Below are 13,708 nucleotides of genomic sequence, written 5' to 3'. Positions count from 1 at the left end.
TCCTAATGATAAAAAAGATGAAAATTCTCTTGTTTGTGATTTCTTCGGTTGTTTGTTTTGGTGTGTCTGCAAATCAAACGGCTGATGAAAAAGCAATACAGGCAGCAAATAAAACAGTTGATGAGGCTTTAGCCAATACAACGAGTATGTATAATTTGGTTGCTGCTGCAGGAGACTATGCTTACAGTGATGCAATTGCATTAATTTCTCCGATGGCGGATTTAATTACAAATCCAGTATGGTTGGCCTTTAAAAGAATTAATAATGCTGAAAAAAGAAATAATTATCTAAAATTATTATTAAATTTAACTTCTGGACTGATTGATAATCGTGAGCGTGCATCTAAGGCTGATAACATGGCCCTGCAAGATGCCCTTGATGCTAATATGAGTAGCGAAGATTTTGTCTTAGCCCTGGGTTCACCATTTAGTTCTGATGAGCTAAAAGCTCAGCTTACAACATTGGTAAAAAATTTTGCAAAACCTGTTACGAAAAAACAAGATACAAAGTCGATTGTTTCATTAGTGCTTTTGGGACTAGTTAAAGCACAAACTCCAGATAAAGATGTTTTTGCGAGAATGGCTGATGTGGTCAACCGAAGACTTGATGATGATGAAGTTGTGAATATTATTAACGCCTCTGGAGTATCGGTTCAGTCATTTCAGTTTCAGTCTGATGGATCTGTTCCTTCGGTATCGTCAGTTAATTTTTTTGATGCAACAAATTTTGATGTTGATAAAAAAAGATATATAAATGGATTTTCATATGAGAACTCTTGGGCATCTCTTCGCAGTATGATTGAAAAAGTATGTGGCCATGCGGTGTACAGAAATTATACTGATTCTATTGATCTTGTCAGTGTTTTTAATAAATCGGTTAATGGTGTTCAGGCATTACGAACAGAGTTGCTTGCTCGTTTGGTTGCTCCTTTCACGATAGACGAAGTGGCATTATGTATTGATCGTTTGTCATCGATAGATCCATTTAAAGGTTTGGATGTTACGCGTTTTGTAAATAGAGTTCGGTTAATTCGTCATTTGATTAGTAATAATTTATTAAAACAAACAGCCGCAGCTGCAAAGACGATTCGATTGCGTATTCAATTTGTCTTGCAATCAAAGATTAATGATCAAAACACAGCAGAAGCATCAACATCGGTTGCGAATGTAAGAAAAGAAGTTCAAAATTTATTGGATGTTATCGGTTCAGAAGCATTTAATGATCAGATTCCAGATTCTGGAACAATTGTGGCATTGCAATGGAAAAATCCAGCAACTGGTTTAAATCAATATGTTTCTGCGGGTTACTCTCAAGAAAGAAAAGCATGGTTGTTGAATGCTACGAATACCGATTACATAGATGATACTGCGTTATTTTATGTTATCTCAAATGGTGACAAAATCGGATTTCAGTGTGTTTATACCACAGGTGCAAACAAAGAAGCACCTGGATTTATAGCTCAAGATTCGGTTGCCGCGAGTGGCGCTTCGGGTATTTTAAAATTTGCTGCGATGGCAAATAATCCAGCAAGGGCAACAGCGCCTTCAGTTGAATATTTAAAAGCGAATAAATCGGTACAGTTTTTTATGGAGGGAACGCGAGATTCAGCCTCATTTAAAAGTGGATCGTTTGTTTCTGGTGTGACTCAGCAATCAGGGTATTGGTCGGTATCTCCAGAGGGAGTAATTAGAACTTTTAATCCCGGCACAATGTCTCCTTCGGGTGCTGTTGTTGATGGCAGTTTAGTTGCAGGTCCTTGGGAAACCTTTTCATTGGTGATGGTCGATCAATTTTTTATTGATTTAGCAAAAATACGAAACGCTGCAGAAGACAGTGCAAAAATAGATTTTTGGCGCAATTCATTAAAGCAGGTAGCAATTGATCAATCAAATCTTGGAGTTGCAAAACGACTTGCAGTTGTGAGTGAAATGTTAAAATTTATTCAATCAAAAGATTTTCGTGCCGAAGATTTGGGAAATCTTGCGCAAAAATTCTCTGATGCGTTGTCATTTGCATCTTCTATGTTGGCAACGGCTTTGGCAAAAGAAGATTCTTTACGCATGACTTTAAGTAAGTTGCGTGCGGAATTTGATATTCCTGTGCAGAAAAAAACAGATGGATCGGTTGCTGCTTTGCCTGTTGGATTGCCTCTTGATGGTCAAGCGGTTGTATTGTTTGTTCCGCAGCTTGCAGGTTCTTCGAGTGGAAGATATTTGGAAGTTGTTCAAGAATCATTGGATCCTGAAAATCCAAGTTACGTTCTGAGGGCTTCTGCTTTAGATCCTGTTTCTCCAGAAGCACAATTTAAAGCATCGGTTTTCAGGGATTTTGTGAGCTTTGAATCTATTGCTTATCCGGGAAATTTTTTCCAGGTTGGAGTTCCTGATGATAATTATAAGAATCTTGTAAAAGAGGCTCGTGCACTGAGAACGAGAGTTGGTTTGAATTCTTTAGCAAAAGATAGTTTGGGTTTAACAACCGGGTTTTGGGATGTTGCAAACAGGACGGCGCGATTACAATTGATAGATAATGGAAATACAGGGTCGGAGTATTTTAGATGCGTTGCTAACCGTGCCTTTTTACGTGTTGATTCGGATGGTTTTGTAAGAACATATGATGTAACAAAAGTGGCAGATGCTACTCCTGCTGCAATTGTTGGAAAAGATGCAACTTCTATTCCGTCATTGGCAACACCGTTTCAGGTTATTCCAGTAAAAATGTTATATACAAAACTTGGTGATTTACAAAAACAAACGGAAGATCTTGGTCGTGTTCAGGGTTACAAAGCTTTAATTGCTCAAATCGAAACAAATGATGACATCTATGTGTTGTTTGATGAAGTTGGTGGTTATTTGGATAGTAAACGAATTGACTCAAAAACCTGGACGAAATTTGATAGCAATAGTGCATTAAAGAATGCTGTATTGGATTTATTAAAACAACTGAGAACATCATTTAAAGATGCATTAAAAACAAAGGCTTTAAAAAATCGCTTAGGTGATATTGAAGAAAAATTTGCAATAGCTCCAGTATTTTCTTCGCAAAGCTTGCTTAAGGATGGCGATGTTATTGCTTTGGGTTGGAAGGACGACACTGGGGTTACTCGATATGTTTCTTTGCGCTCAACTGATTTTACAGAGTTAAAGGATCGGATTGGTGGAACAGTACCAGAAGAGCTGTTGAACTTTGCAGGGAAAAAAATAACACAGCTTGAAGCTGGCGACTTGTCTCCAATTGATGGAAAAACTCATTTTAAAGTGCTTATTCGTAAAAATACTAATCTTCTTACATTACAATCGATGATGAATCAATCGAATATGCAGGCGGTAAGTGATGGGTCTTTGATTGATATTGAAGATCGATACAGCTCATTAACTCCAGTTTCAAAAACAGCATTCGATAAAGCTAAAAATGATGTTTTGGGTGTTGGTATTATGGGTATGAATTTTGATAATGATGTTTCAGACCAGCGTATTATCGAAGAATTTACAGCTGTTGCGGGAGAAACATCTATTTCGTTTAAAAGTGTTGCAACCGGTGGTTTTGTTTCGGTGAGCCCTTCAAACAGAAGATTGGTTACAATTGATCCGATTACTATGCATAAATCTGGGATGGAACGAGCAGGGGTATTGGTTCCAACGGCGCGTGAACAATTTATAATAATTCCTGTTTCTGATTATATCGTAAGGCTTGGTGCAATTTTAAATGAAGCTGATGTTACAGCTCGATTTGCTAAATATTTGTATTATGTCGCAGGGGCGGTAACGGATGCAGATCGTAAAGTATTTATAGATTCTATCGAACAAGAAATCTCTCAAATTACCGCAACCGCTGAAAAATGGAGTGTCTTTTTGAATGATCCATCGAATGCGGATGCACGTGCGAGTTTGGCTGCAATTGTTAATCAGCTTGAACAAGATCAAAGTTATCAAAAAACCTTTAAAGCCGATATTGATCGACTTTCTGCAAAACTGGATGCTGGGTATGTAGGAACGGGTGTTGGTGGAGTTCCGGCTAAGGGATCGATTATGGTTCTCAGAACGATGGGAGCAAATCCAAAATATGTTCGAGTGGTGCCAAGTCAATTTGATGGATCTGTGTATGTTCTTGCCGCAGGCCTAGATGGTGGAGATGATTTGTTTGATCCTTCGTGTCAATTTATTACCGATGCAAAAAAGGGCATGCTTGGTTTAAGATCGACGCTTGTGCCAAATACCTATGTTAAATCGGTTGTGGTTGATTCTGCCGCGGGAGCAACCTGGATTGCTGCTAAAAGAAACGCTCAAACAGAAATTTCGTTAACGGGGAAAACTTTTGCTTCATTGTCTCAATCTGATGATCAAACATTTAAGCTTGAGGTAGTTGATCCTATTGCAGGAACTGTCCAGCTCATAAATACTGCAACAGGAGGGTATTTATCATGGGTTACCGGTACGGGTTTGCCGTCTGAGCAGCAGCCTGCCGCCGTGCCAACTGATTCAAAAGAAACACAATCAGTTAATTTTGTTGTTAGTTCTCGATTGAGGACAGTTGATCCTCTGACGTTAAAACCATTTGGTAAAAAAACAGTCGTTGTGAGAAATACAAATTCAGCCGCAAATGAGGACATTGGTGGTACCACATTTACAATGACGGTCTTTGATGAGTATTACAAAATGTTGTTAGCAGCACGAAGTGAGAAAAATTATATTGCACGGTTTGCTGTTTATGCGCGAATTCTTCCATTGGTTAAATCAAGCGAAGAGTTGCGTATCTTCTTGGCTGAGTTGTCAAAAATGGTTGATGTTGCGCGAAACGATAAAGACTCTCAGGTTTGGAAAGATTTTAGCAGCGAAGAAGTTAGATCGAAGTTCAATAATTTATTAACGTTAGTGCAAGACAATTTTGGGGTAATGTTGTTTGATTCTGCAAAAAAACCAACAGAATTGGGCAAGGTTCTTATTTTCTTGCAGAATTTTGAATCTAATGAACAAGTTATTTCTTATAACGATCGATTCTTGGGTCTAAAAAATTATCTAGATTTCTTGCTGACGCCAACATGCGTTGATGACTTTATGATGAATTTGACAGCATTAATTAACGACAGAACGGATGCGGTTGTTATCAAGCCAGCAACAAGTTCTTCTCCTGCAGCATTATCGTTTGATTTGATTACTACTGTTACAACGTGGGTATCTGAAGGGGTCTTTTATAATAAAATTATTAATCAAACAAAGAAAAAAGAGGCCGTTTCCGCATTAATGGAGCAGGCTAATCTTCCTGTAACGTATGCTGAATTTATTAAATATTTAGATACTCGTTGGATTGGTGGAAAAGATCGCTTTACTGCGAATGAAAAAACATATGTTCTTTCCTTGTTGGATAGGGTTGTTGCTGTTCCATGGCTTGCATTGGCATCTGCGCAGGACTATGATTTGGCTCAAGCTAAAGACTTGTTATTCCGAGCACGAGCAAATCAATTACGAGATGATGCTGATGCGGTTGCAAAAGTAAATGCGCTTCTTCCTCGGTTGGTCTATCCACTTATTTCTGGCACAGCGTTTATGGTTATTGTTAATGATGTTATGAGGGCTTTACGATCTGTTAAAGACCAGAATTCCGCGGCATTTACCGAAGCAAGAGATGTCTTTATTAGAAAAATTTCACTCTGGAAGACGCGTGTTATTTTGAAGGGCGCAGGTCAGCTCGATCTCTTTAATTTTGCAACGTTACTTAACAGTATGTTGAATGATCCAACAATTGCTCCAAAAATATCAGGCAATTTGCGACCGGTTCTGAGTGACGTGGTGGGAGAGCTTTCTGCGCAGGGTATTTCATTCACCATTTCAAATGGCGCAGATACTGGTGTTGATAGTTATGGATCGGTTGATAGTCCAGCGGCTTCAACCGCACCTAAGCCATCAGTTGGACTTGTAAGCTCAAGTGGTATTGGCATCTAATTTTGATGGGGGGAGTTTTTACTCCCCCCATCATTTTTTGTAGATTCTTGTCTTAAAAATAAAAAAATTTGAGAAATCATTGATTTGGCCCCGTTTCTTTTGAATATTGTTGGGCTGATCTTTGAGTTGTATTTAAAAGAAAATTTTTATTTATGCTCAGCGAGCTTAGGTAATTAAAGGACATAATTGTATGATGAATTTTTGTAAAGTATGGCGACTAGCCGTTGTTTTTGCGGTTTTTGGAGCTCTTTTTCAGCATCCATTGAAGGCTAATCAGGTTTCGCTTCTTGATGCTGCTTCAAATTATTCAAAAGCTATAAAAGCCGCTGCTGCGAAATCATCGTTTATTGATGTGTATAATGCTGCAGGACCATTAGTTTTTGCAGCACCTGTAGATCTTGGCGCTGTTGTAAGAAATAATTGGTATCGAATTCCAACAACAGCTCTTGCGGATATTAGAGATGCTTTAACGAGTGTTGCCAACAGGTTATTAATTTCATACAAAACGCAAGATGAAAATTTTGCAACATTGTATGATGAAAATGTTGCTTTTCAGACAGCTCTTTTGAGTGTTAATGATACCTCGCGAATGTCTGACTCTGATACGATTTGGGTAAATTTTATTAGTGATGAAACGAATAAAGCATTTTATCAATTACTTACGTCTTTAAGACGTCGAAGAGATTTTTTCAGAGCTGCGATTGATCCAACAACGCTCGCATCATCACCTATTTTTTCGACCGCGGAAATTACAGATCCAGATAGTTTAATTAATAAATTACTTACAAAACCTGGATTGCCTGCTGGAGCTCCTGCAAATGGTGAATTGGTGATTATTAAGGTAAATGTTAACGGCGCTCCGCAATATATGAATGCTGTTTCAACGGATGATGGAATTGTTTTGGAAGCGACTGGAAAAGATCCATTAGATACAACTGCTGTTTTTAAATTAGTAGTAGATTTTGATGTTTTTGGTTTGCAGGTAAATTCTGCAGGGGGTAAGTATCTGAGCGCAGAAGATGTTGTTGCTTCTCCGGGATGGCTGCCAACAAAACGACAAAAAATTACACGTTTAGCTCTTTCTGGTACGGATTTTAGTTCATCTTCTCCTGTCGTGGGTAAATTTTTCTTGGAGCCTGTGAGTGGTGTTCAGGGGCAATTTATTGTTCGAAGTGCAAATTACGAGCCAGGTAGTGGTTATTTAAAAGTTGATATCGCTGGAGATTTGTCTGTTCGTGTCTTGGATCCAAATTCAAATTTATCTGCAGATGGAACATTTGTACCATATCGTGCTGGTGATGCAACCCCTATTTCTTTTATTAAATTTACAGCATTTCATAAGTCTTTATCGGATTTAAGATTAATCGCTGATGCATCGCAGCGGCTTACAAGTTACACGCGTCTTTTGGATAGTACTGCTATTTCAACGCTGGATGATTTTTTATTTTTAGTTGCCGAAGCTCAGATGTATGTTGACTCCAATCGGTCTAGCGCAGCGGGATGGAAAACGTTTTCTGATGCAGGAGGCATAAGTCTTGCAAAAACATTAATTCAAAAATTACGACAAAATATGGTGACTCAAAATTCCACAAATAGTGCTGTTTATGCTTTGCAAAATAACGCTATTTCGGCACTTGAGCTTTCTGTAAATGCTGGAATGAACACAACATCAGCAGGTCCGGCGTTTCCAGACGGATCTCCGATTAAAGATGCTCTTTTGGTTATTACTACTGGTGCTGGGACTATGGTTACGCTTGGTGATGGGGCTACGGTTATTTCGGCTCAAAGAGATTTGGTTGATCCTAATGCGCAATTTATTGCGGAAGTTGATGCCAATGGAAACGTCTCATTTAAGTCTCCTGTTGCAAATAATCGATATATTCAAGCGGGAGCTGTTACAACAAATGTTGCAGGGTGGTTAGCGCAAGCTAAGGCAGACATTGCACGTGCAACGTGTTTGCGTACAACAGCAGGGCAAGCAGAAAAATTTGTTTTAACTGCTCAGGGTTCTGCTGTAGGAATGTATTCGCTTAGAAATCTTGAAAGTCAGGGTTTTTTTTACGTTAACAAGGATAATGTATTAAGATCCCTGGATATTTCTGCGTCTTCGGCAACGCTTCCAGCGTACAAAGTTCCAGCAACGGTTTTTAGCTTTGTTCCTGTAGATGGTTTTATTAAAAGACTTTCAGGTTTGCGATCGGAGTCTCAGGATAAGGTGCGCTTTGATGGATATGTTACACTTGCAGAGCAAATTTTAACGAGTCTTCATGTAGATCTTCTTCTTCAGGAGTTGAATTTATTGGTAAGTGGTGCGGTAAAGTCAAAAGCAAAATGGGCCTCGTGGCAATCGTCTGGTCTTGATAAACTTATTTTAAGTTGGATGCCAAAGGGCTTAGCAGCTTATGTTGATAAAACGGTTTATAATGAAATTTTAAAAAAAATAAGCGATGGATACGTTGTTGATGTTTCGGCAAATGACATTTCTGGTTTGACCGCAGGAGATATTGTTGTTCTTCAGGTTGCGGACCAAGAATCAGGATTTTTGCAGGTTCAGCAAGACGGTACAGTTAAAGTTGTTTCAGGAGATGCTTATTTATTAGATCCTTCTGTGCAAATGGTTGTGGTTAAAAGCCAATCAGATGGCAGTGTTGTTGGATTTCAGTCTCCTTTTTTAAATAATCTTGTATTGCGCGCGCCCGATATTGCTGTTCCTTTTGGTGCAAGTCCTTCAGATTTATTAACGGACCGATTGGCAGGGATGAGTTGTGCAAAATTTGATGGGCAATTTGATGCGGCAGCTGCATTTGAAATGATTCCAGTAAGAGAGCCTGGTAAAATTTCTATAACCGTATCGGCCGGAAGTAAATTTACGTTGAAGCGAAAAGATAAAGATGGATTATTAAAAGTTTCTGTTGATGGATTGGTACGCTTTTTTGATGAAAGTTCAACGGTTGCAGTTTTGCCTCCAGTTCAAGATGTTAGTGCTACAAAAATATTTTATACAGTTATTTCATCTCTTCAAAAAAAGCTGACTGATATTAGAGTACTGTCTGATGATGCGGCAAAAGTAACTGCTTATCGAGGCTTATTGTCCGCAGTTGTTACACTAGGTGATTTAAAATTAGTTTTATTTGAGCTTAAAAACTATATCCAACAGCCTCGAGTTGATGCCAAGTCGTATATGAATTTTAAAAATGTTGAAATTCCATTTATGGAAGTTTTGAATCAAATTGCAAAATCGTTTGCAAATTCTTTGACTCAATTTCCTGCGGATGCACAAGTTCCAACTATAGATTCACTAAAAGCCTTGTACAATGCTCAGTTGGTTCAGGACATTCCAGCGTCTTTTTCTATGTTGGCGCCAGCTGAAAAAATTACAACTCTTGAGGGATTGTTTCCTTCTGTTACAACGGCAGATAAAGCGACTCAGTTTTTGACATTATTTGGATTGGCAATGGTCGATAGACCAATGTTTAATGAATCTCTTTTCAATAAAATGAAAAGTTTACATCAAGCAATTTTGATGAATGATTATACGAAAGTTAATACTCAAAATGCGCCGGGAGGATCTGTAAAATTACTTGATTTCTGGGGGCAGCAACTTGCAACGCCAGTGCAGTTTGCTGATGTTGTTGTGTTGCTTCAGCCTTTGGCAGAAAAAATTAGACAAATTAAGCCTGCGAGTTCAATTGATGATGTAACAAAAAATTTATTTGTTGCTTATGCAACTAGGCTGACAGCATTGCTTGATTCTTCGACAGATGAAACGCGCGCTACGGTTAGTGCTGTTCTTGATTCAGCGGCGTATACCTATTTGTTTGATAGAAAAAACAACTTGGTTCCGGTGAGTAACTTAATTAAAAATTATGTAAAAGCTCAAAATGTTCCAGCATCATTTAGTGCGTTACTGGATACGTTAGATCAATTGCTTAAAAATATTTCAGCAAAATCATCATCTGCAGATATGGAGAAGTTTATTACCGAAGCAACAGCTGCAGTAAATCAACGCGTTAAGGGTGTTGAATCAGATATTTCGCGGTTGAATAAAATTTTGGATGATTCTTTGTGGAATCCTCAAGTATTAAATCAAAGACCAGTTGGTGCAGGAAAACAGCGATTTGACGCTCAGATTAATGGATTGATAGCTATAGTAAAACAACCAATTCCATTTTCTGAAATTGTACAATATTTGTCAGAGATGTTGGATAAAAATGCTTCTTTTGCAGAATCAGATGTCAGTTATTTTGTTCTGAGGGCTGGTCAGCTTACCGCTCAACGAGCAGGCCAAAGTGATCCAGGGGTTATTGATGCGGCTATAAAAGTTGTAACTCGGGGTTCGAGATATCAGGTTTCTGCTCAGCGCCAACAGCTTGATCAGTTAATTGCTCAATTAACGAGTTATAAAGCGTCTTTAACTGGATCGGCAGAAGAAACGTATATTCAAAAAATTAATACAATAAAAGCCAAATTAACGGTGCTTGATACTCAGGGCGCAACTCGTCCGTTAAGTGATTCAGAAACACAGGGCTTTTTTGATGATTTGCAGAATTTAGTCGAAAACAAGCTTGATGGAACTCCTTCTCAGGTTGATAATTTAATTGGATGGCTGACCTCGAGTGCTGTTGGAACAAGTCGACTTATTTTTAGTAAACAAGATGGCATGTCTTTGATTCAGAAAATAGTTTCATCTTTACAGATTCAGGTTTCGATTTCTGAACGTGTTGCAAACTTACAGCAAATGCTTAAACGATATCCGCAGTTTGTTGATTCTCAGCTCAAAATGGACTTTTTGGAAAAAGCAACTTTCTTAGCCTCGATTGATGCTCGACAGCAAGCGGCATCTGAGAAGTTTGATCTTAAAACATCTCTTGGGCAAATCTTGGCATTTGCAAAAGCTAATCAATTTGGAAGTGACTCGAGTGCTCAGACAGGAGCTCAAAACATTGATGCGATAGTTTCGCAGTTAAATGCACCATTAAATCAGGTTTTAGCGGGATCTTCAGATCAAACTGTTGTTGCTCGATTAACTGCAAAATTTTCATCATTAAGTTTTTCAACAAAGGTTTCTGAGCTTAATCGAGGATCTTCTGAAATAGTTGATAGTGTTACGGCAGCGTTTTTTATTTCTTTGGTTAATGTAGCTGTTGCCGATCGAATTAATGCAAAACAAGAAGATGTTTTACGATTGCGTAATGTGATTCAAGCTGCGATGAGGGCTCCTGGAATAGCAGATGATCCTTCTAGGCAATCTATTGCTAGATTAGAAACTGCTATTTCAAAACTTGCACAACCGCTATTGTACAGTGATTATTATAATGCAGCTAATGTTATGGCTTCAGCCTTACCATCGGACATTTCAAAAATCAGTGAAGAGACAAAAAATCTATTGGTTGGCTATTCTCAGAAAATGGCAGATAATTTAGTTTCATCGGCCGATCAAAATGCACGAATTGCAGCTGTTGCGCTTCTTAAAAGATTGGCATTTAATCAGCTTTCTGACAGATCTAGTGAAGTTTTAAAAATTTGCGATGTGATTGAAGCATATGTTCCTTCAGAGCAGATTGGATTGAAATACACACAAGCTGTAAATAGTCTTGTTAATGAGAGAATTGCTAATGATACCGTTGGCGAAATTCTTAAAAAAATTACAGATCTTGTTTCTAAGAGAGCAGAGGGCGCAGCAAGTGATTATGAGTTGCTAAAAAGTTATATTGATAAGTTGATTTGGCATCCAATTGTTCAAAATGAGCCTGGTCAAGTACGACTTAAGGCGCTTACCGCTTTAGTAAAGACTCTTTCAGAGCCAGTTCCGGTAACAGATTTGATAGCGCTATTAAATGCGCGATTGAATAATCAATCGTTTGCGCCAGATGATGTTAACTTCTTTTTGGCGAAGGCTCAAATGCTTGTTGATCAGCGAGAAACGATAAAAGATAAAGCTGTTTTGGTGATGGCTGAAAATTTATTAAATCGAGCAGCTCGTTTTCAAATGGCTTCAAAAAGAACAGAGGTTGATCAATTGATTGCTATTTTGCAAACACAAGCAAAAATGTTTAGTCAAAAAGATTATGTTTCATATTCAGATGCTGTAGCTCAAATAAAATCACGATTAACAGATTTAGATTCAAAAGCTCAGGCTACAACATTAAATGCCGACGAGTCTGCCCAGTTTATCAAGGATCTTGATACGCTGGTAAATAATCGAGCACAGGGGGTTGCTGCGAATATCGCTGATTTGACCAGTTGGTTACAATCGATTGTTACTCAAAGTAGATTCTTTTTTGTCACCAGAGGGGCAAAGGAAAGAGCAGCAGATCTTCTTAAAAGATTGGAGCAAACAGTTCCGTACGTAGATCATTATAATCATTTAGCTGCGTTGTTGCGTGATTATCCAAATTTTAGTTCTACGCAAATGATTACTGATTTTTTTGATAAGTGTACTTATTTGGTTTCAGATGATGGAAAGAAGCAAGCAATTTCAGAAGGTTTTGATTATAAACGATTGCAAGAAGTGTTGGTTTTTGCATCTCAAAATCAAATGGCATCGGCGAAAGATGAAGTCAATGCGTTAATTTCTAAGCTTGCATTGCCCGTTTCAGGCATGCAAGTAGCATCAAAATCTTATAATGAAAAATTAACAGAACTAGAAAATGAAATAACAAATCTTAATGATACAGGGACTGCTCTTTCTGATTATGTTGTAAAACTAGAGGCGCTTGTTTCTGTTCGCTTTGATGCGGTTGATTCTGAAATTAAAAGATTGAACGAGTTGCTTCAAAAGGTTCTTTGGAATTCTGTTGTTCGTAGTGCAGGAAATTCTAATGTGTTATTGGCTAAGGTTCAATCTGCGATTGATGGTTTAGCAAAGCCTATTTTGTTTACTGATTTGTCAGCCTATTTGATCGCAAATGCAAAAAATTCATTAACATTGCCAGAGGATCAAAATAGATTTATTGCTCAGGTTGGGAATTTGGTCAAATTGAAAGATCAAACAAATGATGTTGCTATTCTTGATCAAATTATTGCAGCGATAAAATTGGTAGCGTTTAATCAGCTGCAAAAGCGAACTGAATTATCGCCATTAATAAATCAGCTTCAGGGGTACAAAGATCAGCTTGGAAAACAAACAATTTTATCTTTTAATCAACAAATAGCTGATTTGAACAATAGAATTTCCTCGTTGGATGCAAGCAAAATTGACAGGTATCTTTCTCAGCTTTCTGCATTGGTTGGGGGAAGGTTTGAGGCTTCATCAGAGCAGCTTAAAGCGCTTTCAGATCTTGTAAATCAAGTATCCTGGCTTAATATTGTGCGGTCAGATAAGCAAAAGGGCTATCCGCGAATGCTTGCTGCCTTAGTAAAAGAAGTTGCGCGAGTTCCTCTTCTTCAGGAAAGAATTCAAGATTTGAGTAACATGCTTTCTGGAAGTGAAGTACTTAATGATGTTTTACAAGATTCTTTTGTTCAAAAAGCTCAACAACTTCTTCTGTTAAGATCTCAAGCAACGCTTGCTCAGTTGACAGCTATTGTCCAGCTGCTTCAGGTTGCGATGTTCAATCAGGCGAAGGGTCGAGCTCAAGAAATTCAAGACATTTTAAATAATTTTATTAAGCAACAACAAAACTTACAGGCAACGGGAGGAATGCTTTTTGGGGATAGGGTTCGTCAGCTTCAGCAGATGTTACCTTCGCTTTCAGAGCAATCTTTGAATGAATTTAGACAACAAGTGAGTGATTTGTTTGCTAATCGTGTTGATGCGACCGATGAAG

Annotated in this window: 2 protein-coding genes; both read left to right on the top strand. The window is 38.1% G+C overall.

Annotation, left to right across the window (positions count from 1 at the left end):
• Nucleotides 1-5: 5 nt before the first annotated feature.
• Entirely contained in the window at nt 6-5,939 is a 5,934-nt protein-coding gene (locus FJ366_00610) for a hypothetical protein (GenBank protein ID MBM3894091.1), read from the top strand.
• A gap of 190 nt (nt 5,940-6,129) precedes the next feature.
• Nucleotides 6,130-13,708: hypothetical protein (locus FJ366_00605; protein ID MBM3894090.1), on the top strand; the 7,579-nt coding region annotated here is incomplete at its 3' end.

The organism is Candidatus Dependentiae bacterium, assembly GCA_016871815.1.
Lineage (GTDB): Bacteria > Babelota > Babeliae > Babelales.
The sequence above is the reverse complement of the archived record's forward strand: the minus strand, read 5'-3'. Positions and strand labels throughout refer to the sequence as shown.